This is a genomic window from Nocardioides sp. LHG3406-4, from assembly GCF_049897745.1.
Taxonomy (GTDB): domain Bacteria; phylum Actinomycetota; class Actinomycetes; order Propionibacteriales; family Nocardioidaceae; genus Nocardioides.
Genome location: NZ_JAFCWV010000002.1, coordinates 669,344 through 692,144, shown reverse-complemented (window position 1 = coordinate 692,144; position 22,801 = coordinate 669,344). Strand labels below are relative to the sequence as shown.

Genomic DNA, 22,801 nt, shown 5'->3' with positions numbered 1-22,801 from the left:
CCAGCGCGCTGGTCGGTTGGGGCCGAGTCGCCACAACCACCTGCCGAGGCTACTGCGGCCGCCGAGGGCTTGCCGCATGTCACACGGGCCAGTTTCCCCCTCGGCCCGGACGGATCAGGCCAGCTCCCCCACGCGCGCCGTGAGGTACGACGCGAGCATCCGCTTCAGCTCGGCGACGACTGCCTCCCGCTCCGCCGGCTCGACCGGAGCGCGGACGAGCGTGTGGCGCACCGTCTCGATGCACAGCTCGACCACGCGCCGCAGGTCGGCCTCCGGCTCGTCGACGCCCGAGGCGACCAGGGCGTCGACGAACAGGCCGATCAGCCGCTCGCGCACCTGGTGTGCGGGTGAGTCGTCGAGCTCGGGCGCCAGCTCCTCGGTGAGCCGGTAGTACCCGGGATGGTCCAGCCGGAGCGCAGCCGCCCGGTCGACGACCAGGTCGAGGGCTGCTCCGAGCTGCCCGCGGGAGGTCAGGCCCGAGATCGCCTCGACGTACGGCTGCGTGACGTCGTGGAGGTACTGGCGCGCCAGGGCGACGGCGATCGCGTCCTTGTCGTGGAAGAACCGGTAGAGCGCACCGACAGACAACCCCGCCCGGCGGGCGATCCTGGTCGTGCTGGCGGCCGCGAGCCCCACCTCGCCGATCTCCTGGTCGGCTGCTGTGAGGATGCGGTCCACCGTCTCGCGCGACCGGCCCTGCTGCGGCTCGCGGCGGCCCGCCGCGGGTGTCCGGGACGTCACGAGACCGTGATCTCCCCCGAGCCGGAGCGGATGCACGAGAACCGTCCACCGGGGCGCGTCCACGCCGCCGAGAGGCACTGTCCGAGGACGCGGTGCCCGGCCGCGCTGGGGTGCCACGACTCCTGGCAGGTCTGGTAGTAGCTCTTGCAGGTGTCGGTGACCCGCTTGATGTCCAGCTTGTCGAAGGGGCCGAAGCTCTCGACCTTGACCCCGCTCGGGCCGTCCATGACCCGCAGGGGCGTCGCCAGGGCGGTGCCGGGGCTCCCGGGTGCCTCGCACAGCCGCGCCCCGTTGAAGGCCCCCTGGACGTCGAGGTAGGCCAGGTCGGCGCCGGGCCGCTCGGCCTGGAGCGTGGCGGCCGCTCCCGCGACCATCGCGCCGAGGCTGCTGGAGAACCGCTGGGCCGGCGCCAGGGTCGCCACGTCGGCGGGGCAGCCCGCGGCGTACCGCTCGTCGACCAGCGCGCGGTACTTGTCGCGGGTGTCGCTGCGGCCGTCCTCGGTGAGGTACTGCTCGGCGAAGGCCGGCGGCAGCGGGTTGGTGTAGTCCTGGAGCACGACGCGGTGCTGCCCGTCGGCGTCGATCTCGTCGAGCACGTCGAGGACCTGGCGTACGGCGTCGGTCGTCTCCTGCTGTGCGGCCTGGAACTGCTGCGGGGTGGCCAGGTCGGCGTCGGTGCAGGGGCTCTCGTTGAGCTCCGCGCCGGTGATCCAGTTGACGAGGTGGATCCAGACCTCCCACCACCCGGTGTAGCCGTCACCGACGAAGCGCCCGGCACACTCGGCGGCGACGTTGCCGAAGGTGAACTGGCTGTTGTTCGAGCCGATGCCGAGCAGCACCAGGTCGACGTCGGCAGTGCGGGCCACCGAGCGCAGCTGATCGATCTGGGCGGCTACGGTGCGGCCCGCGGGGCGACTCCCCGACGGCGTGGCCAGGTCGGCGGGCTGCGCCCCGGAGCAGGCGATGTTGACCCGCTGCGCGATGCCCGGCAGGTCGGCGGTCGCGATGGACGCGTTGGCCGAGCGGTGGCAGAAGTACGGATTGGCGTTGCTGGCCGACCAGCCCGGGAAGCTCTGGCTCACTCCGTCCGCATCGGTAACCGGGACGTGTCGCCCGCGCCCTCGCCGCTGATGAAGCTGTCGCCCATCGCCACGGCGGTGGGTGGGAGTGGGTCGGCGCTCGCCGGTGGCGCGCCGGTCAGCAGGCCGGCCACCGCGACCGCGGTGACCGACGCGGCGGCCACGAGTCTGGTGAGCTAGGTGGGGCGACGGAACACAGTGGACCTCCCGAGTGGCCACGAAGACACGAATGCGAGTTCTCGTTCGCATCTTGCTCCCGCACCCGGGCCGGGTCAAGGGTCAGCGCGGTGAGTCAGGGGCGAGCCAGGCCAGCACGACCCGCCCGGCCCGCCGGAGCTGCCGGTCGTCCACGACCCCGGGCACGTCGGAGGCCGAGTGGTAGGCGGCGTACGACGTGCTGCCGAGCCGGACGCCGGGCATCCCCGACCGGACGAAGGACCAGTGGTCGCTGGACCGATTGGAATCACGCACGATCGGCACGCCCGCGCGCTGCGCCGCCTGCGCCACGACGTCGGCCGGCCGGTCCGGGCCCTCGACGGCGGAGCCGAGGGGCATGACCGCGCCGACCCCGACCCGGTCGAGCGAGACCATCCCGCGCACGGCCCGACGCTCCCGGCCGGTATGGGCGGCGACGTACGCCCGGGAGCCGTAGTGATGGTGCGCGTCGCCCGCACCGCGCGGCTCCTCGGCCCCGAACGCCACCAGGACCACCGGGAGCCGCGTCGGCCGCTCCCGGATCGCCTTCGCGACGCCCAGGAGCACGCCGATGCCCGAGGCGTTGTCCTCGGCACCGGGCGCCTGCGGGACTGTGTCGAGGTGCGCACCCACGACCAGGTGCGGGCGGTCGGGCGCGTAGTCGGGGCTGGAGGCGATCACGTTCGCCGAGGCGCCGGCGTCGACGGGCACGCCCCACGAGACGCCGCCCGGGGTCTCGACGCGCTGCTGGCGGACCCGCATCCCCAGGCCCTCGAACCGTCCGGTGACCCAGGCCGCTGCCTCGCGGAAGGCCGGACTGGTGGCGTGCCGTGGCCCGATCTCGCCGGCCAGGTGCTGGACCGTACGGCGGGCGACCCGCACGTCGAACGGTCGCGGGCGGTCGGGCACCGGCCGGGGATCCATGGACTCGCTGGCAGACGGCGGTGGAGTAGGTGTCGCGACCGCGGAGGACGATGCGGCGTCCGGGGTCGGTTCGCGCCGGGCGTCGGTCTCGCTGGAGCACCCCACAAGCAGGACCGCGCCCAGCCCCAGCAGGAGCGGGGTGGGCGCGGTTCTCACGTTCGGCGAACGCTCAGTCGAGGTAGTCGCGCAGGACCTGGGACCGGCTCGGGTGGCGGAGCTTGGACATCGTCTTCGACTCGATCTGGCGGATCCGCTCGCGCGTCACGCCGTAGACCTTGCCGATCTCGTCGAGCGTCTTGGGCTGCCCGTCGGTGAGGCCGAACCGCATGCTGACCACGCCCGCCTCGCGCTCCGACAGGGTGTCCAGGACGGCGTGCAGCTGCTCCTGCAGGAGCGTGAACGACACGGCGTCGGCGGGCACGATGGCCTCGGAGTCCTCGATCAGGTCACCGAACTCGGAGTCGCCGTCCTCGCCGAGCGGGGTGTGCAGCGAGATCGGCTCCCGGCCGTACTTCTGGACCTCGATGACCTTCTCGGGGGTCATGTCGAGCTCCTTGGCGAGCTCCTCCGGAGTCGGCTCGCGGCCCAGGTCCTGGAGCATCTGGCGCTGCACGCGCGCCAGCTTGTTGATGACCTCGACCATGTGCACCGGGATGCGGATCGTGCGCGCCTGGTCGGCCATGGCCCGGGTGATGGCCTGCCGGATCCACCAGGTGGCGTAGGTCGAGAACTTGTAGCCCTTGGTGTAGTCGAACTTCTCGACCGCACGGATCAGGCCGAGGTTCCCCTCCTGGATCAGGTCGAGGAAGAGCATGCCGCGACCGGTGTAGCGCTTGGCCAGGCTGACCACGAGCCGCAGGTTGGCCTCGAGGAGGTGGTTCTTGGCGCGGCGGCCGTCCTCCGCGATCCACTCGAGCTCCTCGTGGATCTTGGCGCTGACCTTGCCGCCCTTGGCGAGCTTCTCGTCGGAGAAGAGGCCCGCCTCGATGCGCTTGGCGAGCTCGACCTCCATCTCGGCGTTGAGGAGGGGCACCTTGCCGATCTGCTTGAGGTAGTCCTTGACCGGGTCCGCGGTGGCGCCGGCCACCATGACCTGCTGCTCCGGCTCGTCGGTCTCGTCGGCCGCCGAGACGACGAACGAGGCGGACTTCTCGTCCTCCTTGATCGTCGGGTCGGTCGCGACGTCCTTCTCGAACTGGTCGTCGGGGATGTCGGGGAGCAGCTTCTTGCCGTCGGGACCGACGGCGGCCGCCTCGGCGGCCGTGGGCTTCTTGGCCGCGGTCTTCTTCGCAGGTGCGGCCTTCTTCGCCGGTGCCTTGTCGGCAGCAGCCTTCTTGGCCTCAGCCGGCTCGGCAGCCTTCTTCTCGGCCGTCTTGGTGCCCGAGGCCTTGCTCGCCTTGGCGGTGGTGGTCTTGCGGGCGGTCGTGGCCGCCGCGACGCGACTGCTCGCCGCCGAGACGTCCACGGTGATCCCGAGGCCGCTCAGGTGAGTCAGCAACGCCTTGAGGTGACGCGGTTCGACCGCGGCATCGTCACTGGCGGCGCGCACCTCCTCAGGCGAGACCGTGCCCGAGGCGGATCCGCGCTCGACCAGCGTGGCGACGGCAGGGTGGGAAAGAACCTCGGCGGGGAGCAACTTGCGTGCGTTCGAAGACACGAACACCTCTCGTGAACGGCAAAGGGGCGCGGCAAGGCCCGGTTACGTCAAGAGCCGCGTTCGTCATTCTGCCATGACTGCCAAGGACTTCGCGCATGCCCCCGTCGCCGAGGTCTCAGGTGGCCCTCGCCTCGGCCTTCTTCTGCTTCTTGTAGTCCCGCACCTTCTGCAGCGACGCGGCGTCCACCACGTCGGCGACCGAGCGGTAGCCCGGCTCCGCGTAGCCGCCCACGACGGCCTCCCAGCCGGCGGGACGCACCCCGACCTGCTTCGCGAGCAGCGCCACGAAGATCTGTGCCTTCTGCTTCCCGAAGCCCGGGAGGGACACCATCCGCTTGAGGAGGTCCCGCGCATCGGCCGCCTCGGTCCAGATGCGCGAGGCGTCACCGTCGTACTCGTCCATGACGATGCGGGCGAGCTCCTGCAGCCTGACGGCCATCGATCCCGGGAACCGGTGGATCGCCGGCGTCACCGCGGCCATCGCCGCGAACTCCTCCGGGTCGGCGGCCGCGATCGCGGCCGGGTCGAAGCTGCCGAACCGGTCGACCACCTTCGCGGGCCCCCGGAACGCATGCTCCATGGGGTACTGCTGATCCAGCATCATCGCGGCCAGCAGCGCGAAGGGTGACTCGTCGAGGATCTGGTCGGCGGCAGGATCGCCGGTGATGTTGAAGCCCATGCCGCCCATCTTGCCCGACCGCTGCGTCACCGCGGCTCCTGCTCCATCGAACCGCCGTCACTCGGAGCACCCACGCCGCCCGGGCCGGGCCACCCCACGTGTGGAACTGTGATCGGGTGACGGACGCGGGAGCACGACGCCCGGCCGCGTGGACCCTGGCCGTCTGGTGGCTCGTCATCGTGGTCGCCGTGGTCGGTCTCGGCTGGCTGCTGACCCATCCCCTCGAGTCGACCGTCGATCCCTGGGACGACGACGTCTCCCGCTGGTTCGCCGCCCATCGTTCCGGCGACCTCGACGCCCTCGCCACCGCCGGCAGCACCCCGGGTGACACGTGGGTCGGCGTCGCGCTGGCGCTCCTCGTCGCCGCCGGAGGGTCGCAATGGCAGCGCTCCTGGCGCCCGGCCATCTTCGTCACCGTGCTGATGTCGGGCGTCTACGCGATCTACCTGGTCGCCACGCATCTCGTCCCCAGGGACCGTCCGCCGGTGAGGATCCTCGATCCTGGCCTCGTGCCTGACCACAGCTTCCCGTCGGGCCACGTCGCGACGGCGCTGGCGCTGTACGGCGGCACGGCACTGCTGCTCGCGTGGGCTGCCCCGCGCACTCGGCGATGGGCCCGGCTGCTGCTCCTGCTCCCCCTGTGCGTCGCCGTCGCCCGGCTCTACCAGGGCGCCCACCACCCGACCGACGTGCTCGCCAGCCTCCTGTTCACCACGGCCTGGCTGGGCGGCGTGGCCTGGGTGCTGCTCCCGGGTCGCTCGGGCTCGGGGAGGCCCTCCACCGCCGCATAGACGGACCGCGCAGGTGGGAAGGGGCGTCCCCCGACCTGCGCGGTCGACCACAGCACTCAGTACCTGCTGGTGGTGCCGCCCAACGGGTTGTCGTTGTCGGCGCTGGTCGCGGTGGCTCCGGCGGAGGGACTGACGGTCGTGGCGGCGGGGTCTGCCCGGTACTTCCCCTCTGATGACTGGCCGCGTCTGCCGGAGGCGCTGGCGGCCTCCGCCCTGATGCGCGGAGCCTCCAGCTCGGCCTTCGTGAGGTAGCCCTCCCACCGGTGCTGCATGGGCTTGACCAGGCCACCGCCCACACCGACCACGATCACGCCGGCGACAGTGGCCAGGATCGCGATGAGCACGGGAGTGGTCACGGTGGTAGCCACCCCGACCTGGTTGAGCGCGGCCACGATGCCGAGGAACAGGATGAAGACGGAAGCGGCAGCGGCCAGGGCCCTGCCGTAGGACAGCCCACCCAGCATCCCCTCGACCAGGCTCTTGACGCCCGCGGCGATGGCCGAGGCGACGACGAGGATGATGATGGCGACGATGAGGTTGGGCAGGAACGTGATCACCTGGGAGAGCAGGTCGCTGATCGGGTTGGATCCGAAGACGCCGAAGGCCAACTGCAGGACGAAGAGCATCAGCGTGTAGTACACGAGCTTGCCGACGATGTCGCTGGCATCCATCTTGGAGTTCTCCAGGGCCTTCTTCACCCCGCCGCGCTCGACCGCCCGGTCGAACCCGACCTTCTCGAGGAGAGCATTCACGGCCTTTCCGATCGCCTTGGCGATCAGTAGGCCGACAATCAAGATGATGAGGAACAGCACGAGCTTCGGCAGGAACTCGGCGATGGTGCTGATGCCGTCCCGCAGGCCGTCTTCCACTTGGTCTCTCATGGGTCCTCCGGTGTGCAGAGCCGACGACCTGGGCCTGCGTGCCGGTTCCCCGCGGTGGGCGCCCACGGGCCCGGTATGCACGCTCTGTGCCACCGACGTACGGGTGTCGTGCATGTTTTTATTACATAAACCAAAACACACAAGTGTCCCGATATCTAGTGCGTGAGAATGGGCCAAGTGGGTAGCACTTCACCGGTGCGCGCGGAGACGACCACCGAATGCATCGCGTGTCCGATATGGAGAAAAGATCACGTGGGGCCGTCCGCCGGTGTTCGCTTGCCCGCGAATCTCAAGGCCGAATTCTCTGCATGACGGCTCAGCCGATCTACCTCTTCGGTCCGGGCCTTCCACTAATGGCCGCCGCCGCGCCCGGAGCCGGTCAGATCAGCCCGTGCACCCTCTTCAAGAGGTCGAGGCTCGGATACTTGTCCTGGCGGATCTTCTGCATCAGGACCTCGGCGTAGTCGGCGACGTCATCAGGACCGATCGTCTCCTCGATGAGGTCGAGCATCGTGCTCGACGGATAGGCATCCTCGCCGACGCGCTCGAGGAGGTGCCCCACCAGCTGGTGCTGGACCTCGTGCCGGACCTGTTGCCACTCGCGCTGCTCCATGACTTCCTCCTTCGTCGTCGTTCTCTCGGCGTACCGCGTCGGTTCATGCCTCAGGGTCGGACGCGTCCTCGATCCGCTGCCGGACCTCGTCCTCGAGCTCGGTGACGGTGCCCCAGAACTCCTCGACGGTGAAGGGGAACCGCAGCGCCACGCCTCGGTCCCAGATCACCACCAGGACGTGCTCGGGAGTGGCTTCGAGGACGCAGGGGTCGAGCTCGAAGAACCCGCACATCATCACGTCCAGCTCGGCCACCGACTGACATCCCATGACCGTCAGCAGTGACGCGAGGTCCTGCACGCGATACCCGGCGTCGGCCGTGCCAGCGGCGCCGTCCACCTCGCGACCGGGGCGACCCGTCTCGGGGGGATCGGGCCACGGCACGGGATCGCCGCCTCAACCCTGCCACCGGGGCCACGGGGTGCTCAGGGGCTGCTCAGCCGGGAGAGCGGCGCGAGGCCGTGACTGATCGCGGCTCATGGCGCCAGCAGGCTTCCGAGTGGTCCGAGGTCGATGTTGAGGTCCTCGGCGGTGAGGTCGTACCGCGACTTCAGGTCCTCCATCGCCTGCTCGAGGTGCATCAAACCGGTGCCGAGGCCCTCGATCTGCTCCTCGGTCAGGTCGCCCTCGTCGACACGCCGCAGAGCCTGCTTCTCCATGAGCTGGCGGACCAGCTCGATGATCGTGAGCACGAGCTTGAAGAGGTCCCGTTCGACCGACTCAGGGCTGGACTCGAGGCGTTGTGGCAGCAGGCGGGGGGTCTCCATCATCGCGGCGTCACCATGTCCGCACGGATGGTCGTGATGAGAGCGTGAAGTCGCACCTGCACCAGGTCGACTCCGGACAGCGAGATCACGATGTCCCCGGCCAGCACGACGCCAGTTCCGAGCAGCCGGTCCAGCAGGTCCACCAAGGCGATCTGGCCCACTTGAGGCGACTCGACGGCGGGTGGCTGGGGTGGCCGCTCTTCCAGGCTCATCATCGCTGCTCCAACATCGCGAAGGAGTACGGCGGCCACGGCCCGGTGCAGCTGATCTCGATCGACGGATGCTGTTCGACCATCGCCTGCACCCGGGATGCGAACCGTGGGACCTCGTCCGCCTCGACCAGATAGGCACTGTTCAGCAGCATCGTCCCGGCGTGACCCGTGAGACGTGGATCCTGGGCCGGCAGCTGCCGACTGGCGACCGACTCCACGGCCAGGGCGGCGTGGACCTCGTGCGCGATGCGCGATGCCTCCTCCTCGACGACCTCCCGGGCCTGCGTCGCGGCCTTCTTCCGCCTGAGGTACTCGGCCCCGCCCAGCCCGGCCCCGGCACCGACGTCCGCACGCTCCGGCTCACGGTGGACCTGCGGCGTGAACAGCTTGACGCTCCACTCCTCGCGGCCCTCGACCCGGTCGAGCACCTGCTCCAGCGCGAAGTGCCACTCATCGAGCCGATGGCGGACGCCGTCGTCGTCGAGGCAGATGGTGGCCAGGCGCAACGGCGCCACCGGCCCGACGGCAGCCACCTCCCGGATCACCGCGTCGTGCGCCCGGGCAACCGTCTCCAGCCACTCCAGTCGCTCGAGGTTCTGCCGGAGCGCATCCTCGCCGTACTCGTCGAGGCTGACGTCGCTCACGACCGCCGCGAGGCCCCGGTGCGACACCATCTCGAGGCTGCCGCCGCCCAACCCGATGGCGCCGGCCAGGCGCGAGGGCTCGACGTTGCGCGTGATCGCGTAGAGGTAGCGCGCGAGCTCACTCACGACTGCCCCCCTGCCGGTCCCCCCGACCGGAGCCGGCCGCGTCGCCGGAGGCCTGCTCCAGGGCCTCGACCCGCTCGCGGAGCGCACGATTCTCCTCAGCCAGTGCGTTCTCGCTCGTGGACAGCATCGGGTCGTTGCGCCACCAGTCGATGCCCATCTCCTGTGCCTTGTCGACCGAGACGATGAGAAGCCGGATCTTGATGGTGAGCAGCTCGATGTCGAGCAGGTTCACCTTGATGTCACCGGCGATGATGATCCCCTTGTCGAGGACCCGCTCCAAGATGTCCGCCAGGTTCGCCGGCTGGGGGCGCGCGGATGCCTGACCCAGCGGCGCCACGAACGGACGGGACGCGGTGAGGTTCGCGTCATCGGTCGTCGTCTCGCTCACCGTCACTCACCTCCGGCTGTCCCACGGACGAAACGCCGGCTGCGTCGGTACCCCAACAGCTCACCGCGCTCGTCCACCTCGACCTCGTAGGTGGCCAGGACGTCGGTGGTGTTCGGCACCCGGGTCAGCTCGACGACATCCACCAGGACCGTCCAGCCGTCCTCGGTGCGCTCGAGCCCGGTGATCCCCTCCGACTCCTTCCCGATGAGGTCGAGCAGCTGTCGCGCGGCGAGGGCGGCCACGGCCCCGGCCGACACTCGTTTGGGTGCGTCTGCTCGGGGCGCGGAGGCGCGCTTGACGGGCCGCTTGCTCGCATCGGCCCGGTCGGTGGACGTCTCCTTGGAGGTCTTGCTGGCCTTGGCGGGCTGCGGCTTGGCCGAGCCGCGCTTCGCGCCTGCCGTTGCGCCTGAGGCGGTGTTCTTCTCCGTTGCCACGATCACTCCTCCGAGCGTCTGCGTCCGACCATGAGGCGGGCGATGAGTTCGTCCTCCCATTGCATGGCTTCCTCGTCACTCAACTCACCCGAGGCACGCCGGCGGTCCACGTCGTCCAGTGCGGCCCGGATGGCAGCCGGGTCGTAGAACTGCTCCTCCGCCTGCTTGCGGACCTGCTCCGCTGCCGCGATGGTGCCCCTCAACGGCGCCAGTGGAAGCCCGAGCAGGCCTGTCAGCAAGCCCATCACACACCTCCCACGAAGTCGTAGGGTGCCACCGGGCCCACCAGCCGAAGGCCGATGCGCTCGTGCACGGCTTCGGCGAGGTCCTCCAGGTGCTGCTCGAACCTCGCCCGGTTGCGGTCATCGACCAGGACGTTCAGGTCGAACACCACATCGAGCCCCGCGCCGACCTGCAGGTGGTGTGCCGCGACGAACGGCAGGACGGAGCCGACCAGCTCGTCGGTGTCGATCTCGCGCTTGGCGTCGATGTGCCGGGAGACGAGCTCCCCGAGCCGGACCCGGTCAGCATACGAGGCGTCCTCGGGCAGATCTCGCGTCCGCTGGCGGAGGTCAGCCACCACGGGGTCGGCGGCCACGATCTCCGCCAGAGCGGCACCCTCGCGGTAGGTGGCAGTCAGGTTGAACTGGGCCCTCCCCTCGAGCTGGTCGAGAAGCTCCGCGAAGTAGTCCTCGTTCGGTGCGAGGAAGTCCTCACGGACCGCCTCCTCATCGGGAAGCACGGAGCCGAACCGCACCGGCACCACCACTCCCCCGGCCAGCAGCTCATCGACCGCGCGGCTGTAGGCCAGCAGGTCCGCTCGCCGACCGGGCGGTCGCTCGATGTCGATGTCGTTGACCACGGCGGCCACCGAACCGTGAGCGACCAAGCGGAGCGGAGCCCCGTCCACGCCGGTGGCAGGCAGCGCGCGGCGCTCCTGCGCGCGCACCACGGCGTAGACGAAGCACCCCACGTCCTGGTTGACGTCCTGAACGGTCACTGCCCCGGTCGTCACGTGCTCTCGGCCCGACGGCGCGAAGACTTGCGCGCCGGCCGGCGGACGTCGTCGTCGTCGTCATCGTCGTCATCGCTCTTGCCAGGGGTCAGCGCCTTCTTGGCGCCGGACACCGCACCCTTCACCTTCCGGCCGGCGCCGCTCTCCTGCATGTCACCGATGAACTCGTCGAGCGGCTTCCCCCCGCCGTGCTCCATCAGGTCGAGCCGGTTCGTGGCCTCGGCGAATCGGAGATACGTGTCGACGCTGGCGATCACGATCCGGGCGTCGATGGTCAACAGCTCGATGCCCACGAGCGACACCCGGACGTAGGCATCGATGACGATGCCCTTGTCGAGGATGATCTCGATGACATCTGCAAGGCCGCTGGGGGCAGGCCGGTCAAGGTACCCGCCGCCGCTGCGGCGAGACATCGTTTGAACACTCATGAGGACGTTCCTCCTGGGTCGTTGGCTTCGAAAGGGTGCGGAGAGTCAGGCCGAGCGGCGCCGGCGGCGACGAGGCTTCTCCTCCGGTTCTTCGTCGACGTCCTCCTCTTCGGGCTCGCCCTCGTACTCGTCCTCGGGCTCCTCCTCGGGCTCCTCCTCGGGCTCCTCCTCCTGGGACTCCTCGTCTTCAGGCTCCTCGTACTCGTCCTCCGGCTCCTCCTCCTCGTCGGACTCGAGGTCGTCTTCCGGCTCCCCCTCCTCCTCGGACTCTGCGTCCTCGTCGGGCTCTTCGTACTCGTCGTCCGGTTCCCCCTCGCCGGACTCGTCGTCCTCCAGCTCGTCGTCGGACTCCTCGTCACCCAGCTCGTCGGACTCCTCGTCCTCCGGCTCGTCAGACTCCTCGTCCTCCACGTCGTCGTACTCGTCCTCGGGCTCGTCCTCCTCGGACTCGTCCGCGGGCTCGTCGTCCTCAGACTCCGCGTCCTCAGACTCCGCGTCCTCGTCGTACTCGTCCTCGGGCTCGTCGTCCTCGGAATCCCCTTCGTCGGACTCCTCGTCGTACCCGTCGTCCTCATCCTCGGCCTCGCGCTGCTCCTCCTCGACGACCTCCTCGTGGGACATGACCACCTCGCTGTCGTGGATCACACCGCGCCAGCCCTCGACCTCGTCCGGCTCGAGGATGGTCCGGGTCATCACGTGACGACGGAAGTGGCGCAGCTCGGCGCGGGCGCGACGCCCCTGCGCCTCCCAGATGTTCCCCGTCTTCTCGAACAGGCCCTGGGGGTAGTACTCGAGAACGACGAGTATGCGCGTGAGGTTCGGCCCGATCTCGTGGAACGTGACCGCTCCGTCCACGTGCCCCTTCTCGCCCTTGGACCGCCACACGATGCGTTCATCCGGCACCTGCTCGAGAATGGTGGCTTCCCACGTGCGGTGACTCAGGAAGATCTGCGCCTTGAACGTCACCTTGGTGTCGTCGGGAGTGTCGACACCCTCGACCTTCTTCATGAAGCTCGGGAAGCTGCCGAACTCGGTCCACTGGTTGTAGGCGACCGTGACGGGGACTCCGACATCGATGGACTCGATGATGTTCGTGGACTTCGTCGGCTTGCCTCCGCCGCCACTGCTGCCACCGCCACCGCCGGTGATCTTGTCCTTGATGCCCGATGCGGCACCCTTGAGAGCACCCATGACCGGGGAGTCGCCGGACGCGGCTGCCTCGGCGCCCCCGCCGGCCGCCTTGCCGATGAGACCGCCGTCGGCGATGCCCTCGAGCTTGTCGGTCAGACCGCCGACCCGGTCGGTGACCGTGCTGACGGCACGCTCTCCGAGCGCCTTCAAGAAGTCAGACGAGGCGTCCTTGAACTTGTCCATGGAATCGCCGTTCGAATTCGCCATGGCCGCTCACCCCTCCGAGCCGGAACGTCGCGAGCGCGAGGAGCTCGACTTCTTGGTGGCACGCGAGCTTGACGCAGCCTTCTTGGCCGGTGTCTTCTTGGCCGCGCTCTTGCTGGCCGGAGCCTTCTTCGCCGCGGTCTTGCTAGCAGCGGAGCTCGACTTCTTGGGAGAGGACGTCGACTTCTTGGCCGCGCTGCTCGACTTCTTCGCCGCGCTGCTCGACTTCTTTGCTGGGCTGCTCGTCTTCTTCGCCGCGCTCTTGCTGGCGGGGGCCTTCTTCGCTGGAGACTTGGCCCCGCTGGACGCCGACTTCCTCGCGGACGACGCCTGCCCAGCAGCACCGCTCGCGCTCGACTTCTTCGCCGGCGTCTTCTTGGCTGCGCCGGACGACTTGGACGTCCGACCTGACGGGGCCTTCGCGGTGGCCCGCCTACGCCGTCGGCGCGGGGGCTCGGGCTCGGCCTCAGGCTCCTCTGCCTCCTCGTCGGCCTCGTCGACGGGCTCGTCCGCATCGGCCTCGGCCTCGTCGCCTTCGTCGCCCGCCTCGTCGTCGGCCTCGTCCTCGGCCTCGTCGCCCGCTTCGTCGTCGGCCTCGTCCTCGGCCTCGTCGCCCGCTTCGTCGTCGACCTCGTCCTCGGCTTCGTCGCCTTCGTCTTCCGCCTCGTCGCCAGCCTCGTCCTCAGCCTCGTCCTCGGACTCGTCGTAGTCCTCGTCGTCGTACTCGGCCTCGTCCTCCTCGCCTCCGTCCTGGTTGCGCAAGGAGGAGCTCAGGAGCTCGAGGCGGGACGTCGCGGTCGTCATGGCGGCCGTCTTCGCTGCCTCGACCAACTTGCCGGTGATCATCTTCTGGAGGTTCTGCAACTCGGGATTGTTCTCAACCAGCTTCGAGCCCTGAGCCAGGAGGGCCTGCGGATTCGTCGCGATGCGCTGGCCGGCCAGCAGACTCCCGACGGTGAACGCGAGCTTGAGCTTCTTCGTCCTGCCGAGCAGGTAGCCGCTGGCTACGCCAACTGCGATCTTGGTCGTTGCAGACATGCTTCTCCCTCTGTCCTCAATCCTCGGCGGTCCGGGGCGGAGCACCGAGTACATCTCCCTGCCTTGGCCGGTACCCGGCATCCTCAAACCGAAACACGGCACGGCGTGTCTGGCCCGGCTCCGGTGCTCGGCTGGGTGGATGCGCGGGCTGACACGAAGGGTCCTAAGACGCCGTACACAGGTCGCGTCGCAGCATGACGTGGCAACGCCTGGGCACCGGACGGGATGAGCGGCAGGGCCAGCACGGCCGGCAGGCGCTTCGGTGCAACAGGTGTCATGGTGCTCCACCGCGCGAGCATGCTGCTGGCAACCGTGGCCCTGGGCATCGCTCTGGTGCGCGAGTCGTGGCTCGCCATCGTGATCGCCGCTGGGGTCCTGCTCTTCCTGACGGGTGCCCTCAGCCTGCTGGACGACAGACCGGCGGTCCGTGCCGCATCGGTGAGACCCAAACACGCTCTGCCGAAGGGAGGTCGCGGCCTCCGAGCAGGCAGCTCGGCCACGGTTCGCGGGCCGATCTCGCCCGGCGCCACATCACCTGTCCGGATGGACCCACCTCCGGAGCGACGGGCGTAGCGTTTTGGAGCTAGGGCAGCAACCGAGCCGCTCTGGATGCTTGGGAGGGCAATCATGTCCAGACTCACCGCTACAACCACTCGCGTGGGGCACACGACGATCGGACTCGTCGTCGCCCTCGTCATGGCCGTCGGCCTCGCCTCGATCGGCGCCGGAAGTGCCGCAGCGGCCACGGACGGCTCAACCGTCGCGAAGACGGCCGCCGGAAAGATGACGAGCAAGGTCATCGGCAGGACGTCGGACGGACGAGCCGTCACCGGCAGCTTCACTCCCACGAGGGTGGTGAAGAAAGCCGGAAAGATGTACGTCAAGGGCTTCCTCGAGGGCGCAGTGAAGAACCCCGACGGGTCGAAGACCACGTTCTCCGGCCTGAAGAAGATGACGGTCAAGAAGCTCAACGGCCAAGCCCTCGCGGCCGGCGCCCTCACCCCCGGATCGGTGAACAAGCTGGCAGCCTGCAACATCCTCAACCTGGTGCTCGGGCCGCTTGACCTCAACCTGCTCGGCCTGGAGATCCACCTGCAGCGCGTCGTCCTGGACATCATCGCGGTCCCGGGACCCGGCAACCTGCTGGGCAACCTGCTCTGTGCCATCGCCGGGCTCCTGGACGGCGGCCCCCTCGGAGGCCTGCTCGGGCAGCTGAGCGCCCTGCTGAACCGCATCCTCGGGCTCTTGAACCTCGGGGTCTGACAGCCCGACGAACCTGAGAGCGCCGTCCCCGTCGGCCGACCTGGCTCCGGGGGCGGCGCTACGGGCTCACTCGGTCAGCTCCACTCCTGCGGGGCGAACTGGCTGAGTGTCAGCTCGGCGCCCTGCGGGTCGCGCACCAGCGCCGCGCGGGTCCAGTCGTCCTCGCTCGTGGACACCACGGTCCCGCCGAGTCGTTCGGCGACGGCCGCGGATGCGTCGCGGTCGGCGACGGCGAAGGTGACGTGCCAGTGCGGTCGCTCGTCGTGCCGGAGTCCGGCGATGGCGCCGATGACGTCCTCGAAGCCCTCAGGTGCCGAGGCCTGGCGGGCGAGGATCCCGGCGTCGGTGGTCGACTCCAGGTGTGCTCCGTAGCCAGGCACCTGGATCGCCGTGCCCCAGCCCTGGTCGACCACTCGCCAGCCCAGGGTGCGGGCGTAGAACTCGCCGGCAGCTCCCGGATCCGTCGTGTGCAGATCGCTGAAGTTCCACGTGCCCGGTGCGTTGGTGAGCTGCGCGCCCAGTCGGCGGCGGGCCAGCCAGAGGCTGATCTGGGCGCCCTGGGGATCGGTCAGCGTGGCCGCTCGGCCGGCCTCACCCACATCCTCCGGCTCGGACACGACGCTCGCCCCGAGCTCGGCCATCGAGGCGACGGTGGAGTCCACGTCGTCGACAGCGACGTACGTCGACCAGGCCGCCACCCAGGATGCCGGACCTGACAGAGCTGCGACGTCGAGGCCGTCCAGGGTGGCTAGGACGTAGCGCCCAGGCGCATCGACGGGCAGCACGTCCTCGAACTGCCAGCCGAACAGGCCGCCGTAGAACCCCTCGGCCGCCGCGGGGTCCGGCTGCTCGCACTCCACCCAGCAGGTGACACCGGCGGGGTAGGTGCGCGCGATCGGCTCGAGGTCGCCCACGGCTCGCGCCCTCTCGTCAGCCCGCCTTGACCGCAAGCACGGGGCACGGCGCGTCGAGCAGGATGCGCTGCGCGTTGCTGCCCAAGATGAGCTTGCCCACGGGCGAGCGGCGCCGCAGCCCGATGACGATCAGCTCGGCGGAGCTGGTCTCGGCGATGCTGATGAGGTCCTCGGCCGGCTCGAAGCCGCGCACCATCTGGCGCAGGTCGTACGTCACTCCCGCGTCGTCGAGACGACTGCGGACGCTGTCCATCTCCGACTCCGCCTTGCGGGCAGCGGGTCCGTCGAAGTCCGCGCCGCCCCGGTGGGAGTTGACCACGACGAGCTTGGAGTCACGCAGCTTCGCCTCCGCGATCGCCGTGTCGAGCGCTGCCTCTCCCTCGGGCTTCGGAACGTAGCCCACCACGACAGTCCCCATCTGACGGCCTCCTCGCTGCCTTGCGGCGATGCGTCGACGGCATCGCTCCGTTGGCACCGTACCCAATCCGACCCGTCAGCGGGAGCCTGTGGAAGCGCGCCACCCGGGCGGCTCCTCCTCGGGCAGAGTGGAGGCGATGACCCGTGCCGACGACCTCTCCCCCGCCGAACGGCGAGGTTTGCGGGTCGCAGTGCTCGAGCTGAAGGCACGCTCACCACGCGGCCGGTTCGCGATCCGCGTGGGCGCTGGTGTGCCCGGCGGACCGGCGCACTGGTTCGAGATCGCCGGCGACGACGCTCTCGACCACGCGCTGCGCGTCGAGGTCGCCGGGGCGCTGGTGCACCGGATCCGGCCCCGCGCACCGTCGCCATGGCTGTGGATCACGCGACCGGGTCCGCTGTGGGTGGTCGACGCCGACCTGGCCTGGTCGGCCGCCGCGCGCACAGCCCTGGCTGAGGCCGACCTGACGTCGAGATTCGTCGTGGTCACCCGGCACGGCTGGCACGAGCCCACGACCGGTCACGGCCAGGCGTGGCACCGACTGCGCCAGCGCACCTGAGGTCGGCTCACTCCCAGGTGTGCACGGGCTCGTTGGTGTGCATGCGCTCGCGGTACTCCAACAGGGTCGCGCGCAGCGCGTCGTAGCGTTCCTCGGAGGCCCGGTCACGCATGCGCCGGACGAACCACTCGGAGCCGTTGACACCGGTCAGGCAGCGCTGCTCGATGATCCCGAGCAGCCGGTCCCGGTCGGCCGCGGGCACGCCCCACGCATCGAGTCCCTGGTGGGCCAGGGGCAGCAGCCGGCGCAGCACGAGCTCGGTGGCCCGCACCGCCCCACCGATGCCCGGCCAGTAGATCTGGGCGTCGATGCCCTGCTGAGCGGCCACGTGGAAGTTCTCCTCGGCGGCGCTGAACGACATCTGCGACCACAGGGGCCGCTCGCTCTCGGCGAGGGCCCGCACCAGCCCGAAGTAGAACGCCGCGTTCGCGATCGTGTCGGCCACTGTCGGGCCGGCCGCGAGGAGGCGGTTCTCCACGCGCAGGTGAGGCGTGCCGTCAGCGATGTCGTAGATCGGCCGGTTCCACCGGTAGATCGTGCCGTTGTGCAGGCGCAGCTCGGGCAGCTTCGGGGTGTCTCCCCGCTCGAGCACCTCGAGGGGGTCCTCCTCGTCGGTGATCGGCAACAGCGCCGGGAAGTAGCGGACGTTCTCCTCGAACAGGTCGAACACCGAGGTGATCCAGCGCTCTCCGAACCAGACCCGCGGCCGGACGCCCTGCGCCTTCAGCTCCTCGCTGCGCGTGTCCGTCGCCTGCTCGAACAGCGGGATCCGGGTCTCGCGCCACAGTTGCTTGCCGAGGAGGTACGGCGAGTTGGCTCCCACCGCGAGCTGCACGCCCGCGATCGCCTGGGAGGCGTTCCAGTAGTCGCCGAAGTCGTCGGGAGAGGTCTGGACGTGGAACTGCGTGCTGGTGCACGCCGCCTCCGGCACGATGGAGTCGGCCGTGGTGTCGAGCCGCTCCGCCCCGGCGATCGAGATTGAGATGTCCTCGCCGCGGGCGTCGAGGATCTGCTCGCTGAGCAGCCGGTAGCGAGGGTTGGCGCTCAGCGCGCCCATGCTCATGTGGCCCTCGGCGAGAGTCGGCAGGATGCCGATCATCACCATGTGCGCACCGACCTGCGCCGACTTGCTCTCCGCGTCGTTGAGGCTGCGGCGGAGGTTGTCCTCGAACTGGGCCAAACCGCCGTCGTGCAGCGTCGAGGGCGGCACGTTGATCTCGATGTTGAACTGGCCGAGCTCGGTCTGGAAGTCGGGGTTGGCGATGGCCTCCAGAGCCTCGGCGTTCTTCAGTGCGGGGTCGCCGGCCTCGTCGACGAGGTTGAACTCCACCTCCAGCCCCGTCATCGGGTCGTCGGTGTCGAAGCGCGCCTCGCGCAGCATCCGGGCGAACACGTCGAGACAACGGCGCACCTTCTCCCGGTGCCGCGTGCGGTCGGCGCGTGAGAACTCCTGTGCCTCGACCTCTTCGCCCATGTGGGCACGATAGGCCAACCGCGCCCACGGGAGCAGAGGTCATGCGGCCCCTCCCGAGGCGTGGGCCTCGTCGTGCTCGGGAGGCGGCCAGCCCGGTGACTGCCACTGGGCCGGCGAGACCGCCGCCGCCAGCAGGCCGGCGACGGTCTCCGCCAGGCCGCAACCGGGATCCGCGTCGAGCGCCCGGTCGACGGCGCACCAAGCGAGCGCGCCGTGTCCGCTCAGCCACGCGGCGAACGCGAGGACTGCTGCGGGACCCGAGACGAGGTCGTCGGGTGCCGCACGCAGCACGGCCGTCCAGAGCGCGACGTGGCCGCGCGAGTCGCCACGCCCGATCGGGCACCAGGCAGCCTCGCGGACCACCGGATCGCAGACGGACACCAGCAGCCTGGCCAGTTCGGGAGCACCGGGCACGGTCCCGTCGCGTGTGTGCCGGCGGGTCAGCGCGCGGACCCATGCTGCGGGTGCCGGCTCCGCCGCGTCGACGACGGAGGCCACGGCCGCCACCGCTGCGGGGTCCGGCGCCAGCGTTGCGGCCAGGTCGTCACGCGAGGCGTGGGTCACCAGTCCGGCGACCACGGCCTCGGCCGCGAACGGATGCGCAGTCACGTCGTAGGGCACGCCGACGAGCTGGCCGAGTGACTGGCCGGGTGGCTGGCCGGGCAGCATAGGGAACCACCGACTGCCGTCGGCGCACATCATCTCGAGGACGACGATGCCCTCGCGCACGAAGCCCGCCGCCAGCGCGTCGGCCAGCTCGCGGACCGCGGCCGGTCCGTCGGCGTAGAGGACGATGACGACGCGATCGACGTCGTGGCGCACGCACGGGTCGACCAGCGCCTCGGTCACGAGCTCGATCTCGCCCGGGCCGCTCGGCAGGTCGACGCGCGCATGGAAGGCGGGACCCGGGCCGAACGTCAGCAGGGCGACCGACTGCTGCGGGACGAACCCGAGCGCGACAGGCACGAAGGCCAGCAGGTCCTCAGGGCAGCGCGCCGTCAGCTGGCAGACGGGGCGGGAGGGACGGGGTGGGGGCGGCGGTGTCTGGTCATGCCTGCACGCTTCCCGCGAGCACCGACGCGCCTGCCGGGCGCGACGTGCCCCTGTGAGCAACGCCCGAAATGGCTGGCCTGTGGACGATTTGCGGGCCGTGTCCACCACAATCAGCGGGTGCGCGCGAATGCTTCGGTCCTCCACCTGGACCTCGACGCGTTCTTCGCCTCCGTCGAGCAGCGCGACAAGCCCTCGCTGCGAGGCAAGCCAGTCGTGGTCGGCGGCGTCGGCGGCCGGGGCGTCGTCGCGACGGCGTCGTACGAGGCACGCGCCTGCGGCGTGCACTCGGCCATGTCGACCCGCGAGGCGCGCTCCCGGTGCCCGCACGCCGCCTTCCTGACCGGCCGGTTCCAGGCCTACCGCGAGACCAGCGAGCAGGTGATGGCTCTGCTGCGCGCCACCTCACCGCTCGTGGAGCCGTTGTCACTCGACGAGGCCTTCGTCGACCTGCTCGCGGCCGACCTGCCCGACCTCGAGGTCGACACCGTCACCGCGTGCGCGGAGCGGCTGCGCGCCGCCGTCGCCGAGGTCACCGGCGGCCTGACCGCGTCGGTGGGGGTGGGGTCGTCGAAGTTCATCGCCAAGATCGCCAGTGAGATCGACAAGCCGGACGGTCTCACGGTCGTGCTCCCCGGCACCGAGCGCGACCTGCTGCGGCCGATGAGCGCGACCGTCATCCCCGGGGTCGGGCCCGCCACCGCCGAGCGGCTGCGACGCGCGGGCATCACCACGGTCGCCGACCTCGAGTCGATCAGCGAGGACGAGATGGTCCGACTGCTCGGGAACGCGCACGGCCACGGCCTCTACCGGCTGGCGCGCGCTGACGACGACCGGCCGGTGGTCGCCGAGCGGGAGACGAAGTCGGTCAGCGTCGAGGGCACCTACGACACCGACCTCACCGACCGGAAGCTGATGGAGGGGCTGCTCACCCGCCAGGCAGCCCAAGTCGCCGAGCGGCTGCGCAAGAGCGGCCTGTCGGGCCGCACCGTGTCGATCAAGGTGCGCCTGCACGACTTCACGACACTGAGCCGGTCCTCGACGCTGCCCGCGCCCACCGACCGCGCGTCCACCGTCGGACGGCTGGCTCGGGCGCTGCTCACCGACCTGGACACGTCCGGAGGCGTGCGCCTGCTGGGCGTGGGCGTCTCGGGCCTGGCGGACTGGATCCAGGACGACCTCTTCGGGGAGACCGAGGCGCCCGAGGAGGAGCCCGGCCCGTTGCCGGCAGCCGTGGAGTCGCGGCGCACGACCTGGGCGCCGGGCATGGACGTCGTGCACGACGAGCACGGCCCGGGATGGGTGTGGGGCTCGGGTCGCGGCGTGGTGACCGTCCGCTTCGAGACCCGCGACACCCCGCCTGGTCCCGTGCGGTCCTTCGCGGCCGACGACCCGCTCCTGGCGCCCGCTACGCGTCCCGTGCAGCCGTGATCAGGCCGGCCTCAGGGTGAGCACGTCGCCCGGGCGGGCCTGCGCGCACACCGGCAGGTCGTCCTCGTGCAGCACGGCCACGACCGGGTAGCCGCCGGTCGCCGGGTGGTCGTTGAGGAAGACCACGGGCTGGCCGCTCGGGGGCACCTGGACCGCACCGAGCACCATCCCCTCGCTGAGCAGCTCCCCCGAGCGCGTCCGGTGGATCGGCCGGCCCGAGAGCCGCAGCCCGACGCGGTTCGACTCCGACGCCACCTCGTACGACGCCCCGTCGAGGCGGGCCAGCACGTCGGCCGCGAACCAGTCGGCGTGCGGGCCCGGGTGCAGCCGCAGCACCGACGGCGGGCGGCGCCGGGGATCGACGTCGACGCCGACGAGGTCACCGTTCGTGGGCCCGACGGGCAGCACGTCGCCGGCTCGCAAGACGGGCGGACCGACCCAGGCCAGGGTGTCGGTCGAGCGGGAGCCGAGCACCGGGTCCACGTCGATGCCGCCCGCCACCGCGACGTAGCTGCGCATGCCGTCGATGGCCGGCCCGACCTCGACCAGAGCCCCGGCCGGCACGGAGACGGGCTCGGCGAACGCCACCCACCGGCCGGCCACGCGGACGGCGCACCGAGCGCCGGTGACGGCGAGTAGGTGGGCACGGCCGGTGTCGAAGGAGACGCCCGCCGCGGTCGTCTCGAGCAGTGCCGCGCCGGAGGCGTTGCCGACCAGGCGGTTCGCCAGGTCGGCGGCCGGGGCGTCCAGGGCACCGGCCCGGGGCACGCCCAGGTGCGCGAGCCCGAAGCGGCCGCGGTCCTGGATGGTCGTCAGGGCCCCGGCATCGACGATCCGCAGGCTCATCGCGCGACGAACCTGACGCGGGTGCCCGGGGGCAGTAGGGCGGGTGCGTCGCGGCCGGCATCCCACAGCCGCGCGTCGGTGCGGCCGATCAGCTGCCAGCCGCCCGGCGAGTCCGTCGGGTAGATCCCGCACCACCCATCGGCCAGCGCCACGGCCCCCGGTCCGCAGTGCGTTCGGGGCGTCGTACGGCGGGGCACGGCGAGGTCGCGCGGCAGCCCGGCCAGGTAGGAGAAGCCGGGTGAGAACCCGCAGAACGCCGCCACGAACTCCGTCTCCCCGTGCCGCGCGACGGCCTCGTCGACCGACATCGACCAGCGCGCGGCGACCTCCGCCAGGTCGGGGCCGTCGTAGACGGTGGGGATCTCGACCAGGTCGCCCTCGGCTTGCGGCGTCACCTCGCCTCCCGCCCAGCCCGCCAGCAGGTCGCGCAGCGCCTCCACGTCGCTGACGCCGTCGAACAGGACGGTCGTGGCGGCCGGCACGATCTCGACCGCCGGCACCCGCGCGTGGCGCGCCCAGGCCGCCAGCGCCAGCGCGTCCCGGGTGCCGGCGACCTCGGCACGCACGGCGCGCGGACCCACGGGTCGCAGGTCGAGGGGGGCCGCCATGGGCTCATCATCCCCCGGGCCCCGTGGTCACCCGACCTTCACCGGCCGTTCGTTGCCCCGAGCGCCGACGCGGGCGAGAATCGACCTGTCTCGTCACGCACGGGAAATAGGTGAGGGGCTCTTGATGGTATGAGCATCAGGAGCCCCTCGGTGTGACCGGCTGGGTGACATCCGATCGACCGGTCAGGCCTTCTGGTCCCGCCACCCCCGTCACCGGGGTCGCGCGGCGACCG

29 protein-coding genes are annotated in these 22,801 nt (G+C 70.6%); 4 read left to right on the top strand and 25 right to left on the bottom strand.

Annotation, left to right across the window (positions count from 1 at the left end):
- Positions 1-114 precede the first annotated feature (114 nt).
- From ACP7BP_RS09400 to ACP7BP_RS09375, 6 genes are all read right to left on the bottom strand, one after another.
- Complete coding sequence (locus ACP7BP_RS09400; protein ID WP_426244328.1) at positions 115-741, bottom strand: TetR/AcrR family transcriptional regulator; 627 nt, start codon at positions 739-741, stop codon at positions 115-117.
- Positions 738-1,823: a hypothetical protein gene (locus ACP7BP_RS09395; RefSeq protein WP_426244327.1), complete on the bottom strand. Its 1,086-nt coding sequence runs from the start codon at positions 1,821-1,823 to the stop codon at positions 738-740. Before ACP7BP_RS09395 ends, ACP7BP_RS09400 begins: the two co-directional genes overlap by 4 nt.
- Complete coding sequence (locus tag ACP7BP_RS09390) at positions 1,820-1,984, bottom strand: hypothetical protein (RefSeq protein WP_426244326.1); 165 nt, start codon at positions 1,982-1,984, stop codon at positions 1,820-1,822. Before ACP7BP_RS09390 ends, ACP7BP_RS09395 begins: the two co-directional genes overlap by 4 nt.
- Positions 1,985-2,099: 115 nt before the next feature.
- Positions 2,100-3,095: a M28 family metallopeptidase gene (locus tag ACP7BP_RS09385; RefSeq protein ID WP_426244325.1), complete on the bottom strand. Its 996-nt coding sequence runs from the start codon at positions 3,093-3,095 to the stop codon at positions 2,100-2,102.
- A gap of 13 nt (positions 3,096-3,108) precedes the next feature.
- Complete coding sequence (locus ACP7BP_RS09380) at positions 3,109-4,602, bottom strand: RNA polymerase sigma factor (RefSeq protein ID WP_426244324.1); 1,494 nt, start codon at positions 4,600-4,602, stop codon at positions 3,109-3,111.
- 109 nt (positions 4,603-4,711) lie between these two features.
- Positions 4,712-5,275 carry an HhH-GPD-type base excision DNA repair protein gene (locus ACP7BP_RS09375; RefSeq protein WP_426244783.1) on the bottom strand — a complete coding sequence of 188 codons (564 nt, stop codon included), beginning with the start codon at positions 5,273-5,275 and terminating at the stop codon, positions 4,712-4,714.
- 116 nt (positions 5,276-5,391) lie between these two features.
- Here ACP7BP_RS09375 and ACP7BP_RS09370 point away from each other — a divergent pair, with 116 nt between their 5' ends.
- Positions 5,392-6,066, top strand: coding sequence for a phosphatase PAP2 family protein (locus ACP7BP_RS09370; RefSeq protein WP_426244323.1), 675 nt, complete (start codon positions 5,392-5,394; stop codon positions 6,064-6,066).
- Positions 6,067-6,122: 56 nt separating this feature from the next.
- Here ACP7BP_RS09370 and ACP7BP_RS09365 read toward each other — a convergent pair whose 3' ends face one another.
- From ACP7BP_RS09365 to ACP7BP_RS09305, 13 genes are all read right to left on the bottom strand, one after another.
- Positions 6,123-6,947 carry a mechanosensitive ion channel family protein gene (locus ACP7BP_RS09365; RefSeq protein WP_426244322.1) on the bottom strand — a complete coding sequence of 275 codons (825 nt, stop codon included), beginning with the start codon at positions 6,945-6,947 and terminating at the stop codon, positions 6,123-6,125.
- Between the two features lie 379 nt (positions 6,948-7,326).
- The gene (locus ACP7BP_RS09360; protein WP_426244321.1) at positions 7,327-7,560 is read right to left on the bottom strand and encodes a hypothetical protein; all 234 of its coding nucleotides are present in this window, start codon (positions 7,558-7,560) and stop codon (positions 7,327-7,329) included.
- Between the two features lie 43 nt (positions 7,561-7,603).
- Positions 7,604-7,942, bottom strand: a complete 339-nt coding sequence (locus ACP7BP_RS09355; protein ID WP_426244319.1) for a hypothetical protein — start codon at positions 7,940-7,942, stop codon at positions 7,604-7,606.
- A gap of 92 nt (positions 7,943-8,034) precedes the next feature.
- Positions 8,035-8,328, bottom strand: coding sequence for a gas vesicle protein K (locus tag ACP7BP_RS09350; protein ID WP_426244317.1), 294 nt, complete (start codon positions 8,326-8,328; stop codon positions 8,035-8,037).
- Positions 8,325-8,537 (bottom strand): gas vesicle protein, encoded by a 213-nt coding sequence (locus tag ACP7BP_RS09345; RefSeq protein ID WP_426244316.1) that lies wholly within the window; start codon positions 8,535-8,537, stop codon positions 8,325-8,327. Before ACP7BP_RS09345 ends, ACP7BP_RS09350 begins: the two co-directional genes overlap by 4 nt.
- Positions 8,537-9,307, bottom strand: a complete 771-nt coding sequence (locus tag ACP7BP_RS09340; RefSeq protein WP_426244315.1) for a GvpL/GvpF family gas vesicle protein — start codon at positions 9,305-9,307, stop codon at positions 8,537-8,539. Before ACP7BP_RS09340 ends, ACP7BP_RS09345 begins: the two co-directional genes overlap by 1 nt.
- Positions 9,300-9,695: a gas vesicle protein gene (locus ACP7BP_RS09335; RefSeq protein WP_426244314.1), complete on the bottom strand. Its 396-nt coding sequence runs from the start codon at positions 9,693-9,695 to the stop codon at positions 9,300-9,302. Before ACP7BP_RS09335 ends, ACP7BP_RS09340 begins: the two co-directional genes overlap by 8 nt.
- A gap of 2 nt (positions 9,696-9,697) precedes the next feature.
- Positions 9,698-10,129: a gas vesicle protein gene (locus ACP7BP_RS09330; protein WP_426244312.1), complete on the bottom strand. Its 432-nt coding sequence runs from the start codon at positions 10,127-10,129 to the stop codon at positions 9,698-9,700.
- A 2-nt stretch (positions 10,130-10,131) separates the two neighbouring features.
- Positions 10,132-10,374: a gas vesicle protein GvpG gene (locus ACP7BP_RS09325; RefSeq protein WP_426244311.1), complete on the bottom strand. Its 243-nt coding sequence runs from the start codon at positions 10,372-10,374 to the stop codon at positions 10,132-10,134.
- Complete coding sequence (locus ACP7BP_RS09320) at positions 10,374-11,129, bottom strand: GvpL/GvpF family gas vesicle protein (RefSeq protein WP_426244309.1); 756 nt, start codon at positions 11,127-11,129, stop codon at positions 10,374-10,376. Before ACP7BP_RS09320 ends, ACP7BP_RS09325 begins: the two co-directional genes overlap by 1 nt.
- Before the next feature lie 11 nt (positions 11,130-11,140).
- Complete coding sequence (gene gvpJ / locus ACP7BP_RS09315) at positions 11,141-11,557, bottom strand: gas vesicle protein GvpJ (RefSeq protein WP_426244308.1); 417 nt, start codon at positions 11,555-11,557, stop codon at positions 11,141-11,143.
- A gap of 60 nt (positions 11,558-11,617) precedes the next feature.
- Positions 11,618-12,946, bottom strand: coding sequence for an SRPBCC family protein (locus ACP7BP_RS09310; protein ID WP_426244307.1), 1,329 nt, complete (start codon positions 12,944-12,946; stop codon positions 11,618-11,620).
- A 30-nt stretch (positions 12,947-12,976) separates the two neighbouring features.
- Positions 12,977-14,005 (bottom strand): hypothetical protein, encoded by a 1,029-nt coding sequence (locus ACP7BP_RS09305; protein WP_426244306.1) that lies wholly within the window; start codon positions 14,003-14,005, stop codon positions 12,977-12,979.
- A 657-nt stretch (positions 14,006-14,662) separates the two neighbouring features.
- Between ACP7BP_RS09305 and ACP7BP_RS09300 the strand changes: the two genes are divergently transcribed.
- Complete coding sequence (locus ACP7BP_RS09300) at positions 14,663-15,268, top strand: hypothetical protein (protein WP_426244305.1); 606 nt, start codon at positions 14,663-14,665, stop codon at positions 15,266-15,268.
- Between the two features lie 74 nt (positions 15,269-15,342).
- Here the strand turns inward: ACP7BP_RS09300 and ACP7BP_RS09295 are convergent, their stop codons facing one another.
- Positions 15,343-16,182: a VOC family protein gene (locus ACP7BP_RS09295; protein ID WP_426244304.1), complete on the bottom strand. Its 840-nt coding sequence runs from the start codon at positions 16,180-16,182 to the stop codon at positions 15,343-15,345.
- Between the two features lie 16 nt (positions 16,183-16,198).
- Positions 16,199-16,600: a universal stress protein gene (locus ACP7BP_RS09290; protein WP_426244303.1), complete on the bottom strand. Its 402-nt coding sequence runs from the start codon at positions 16,598-16,600 to the stop codon at positions 16,199-16,201.
- Positions 16,601-16,736: 136 nt separating this feature from the next.
- Here ACP7BP_RS09290 and ACP7BP_RS09285 point away from each other — a divergent pair, with 136 nt between their 5' ends.
- Positions 16,737-17,159: a hypothetical protein gene (locus ACP7BP_RS09285; protein ID WP_426244302.1), complete on the top strand. Its 423-nt coding sequence runs from the start codon at positions 16,737-16,739 to the stop codon at positions 17,157-17,159.
- Between the two features lie 7 nt (positions 17,160-17,166).
- Here ACP7BP_RS09285 and ACP7BP_RS09280 read toward each other — a convergent pair whose 3' ends face one another.
- Positions 17,167-18,633 carry a glutamate--cysteine ligase gene (locus ACP7BP_RS09280; RefSeq protein WP_426244301.1) on the bottom strand — a complete coding sequence of 489 codons (1,467 nt, stop codon included), beginning with the start codon at positions 18,631-18,633 and terminating at the stop codon, positions 17,167-17,169.
- 39 nt (positions 18,634-18,672) lie between these two features.
- On the bottom strand, positions 18,673-19,791 hold the full coding sequence (locus ACP7BP_RS09275) for a DUF4192 domain-containing protein (protein ID WP_426244300.1): 1,119 nt from the start codon (positions 19,789-19,791) through the stop codon (positions 18,673-18,675).
- Between the two features lie 12 nt (positions 19,792-19,803).
- Here ACP7BP_RS09275 and ACP7BP_RS09270 point away from each other — a divergent pair, with 12 nt between their 5' ends.
- Entirely contained in the window at positions 19,804-21,114 is a 1,311-nt protein-coding gene (locus tag ACP7BP_RS09270; protein WP_426244299.1) for a DNA polymerase IV, read from the top strand.
- Here the strand turns inward: ACP7BP_RS09270 and ACP7BP_RS09265 are convergent, their stop codons facing one another.
- Positions 21,115-21,960: a biotin-dependent carboxyltransferase family protein gene (locus tag ACP7BP_RS09265; protein WP_426244298.1), complete on the bottom strand. Its 846-nt coding sequence runs from the start codon at positions 21,958-21,960 to the stop codon at positions 21,115-21,117. It abuts the gene before it with no gap.
- The gene (locus ACP7BP_RS09260) at positions 21,957-22,568 is read right to left on the bottom strand and encodes a 5-oxoprolinase subunit B family protein (protein ID WP_426244297.1); all 612 of its coding nucleotides are present in this window, start codon (positions 22,566-22,568) and stop codon (positions 21,957-21,959) included. Before ACP7BP_RS09260 ends, ACP7BP_RS09265 begins: the two co-directional genes overlap by 4 nt.
- Between the last annotated feature and the right edge of the window lie 233 nt (positions 22,569-22,801).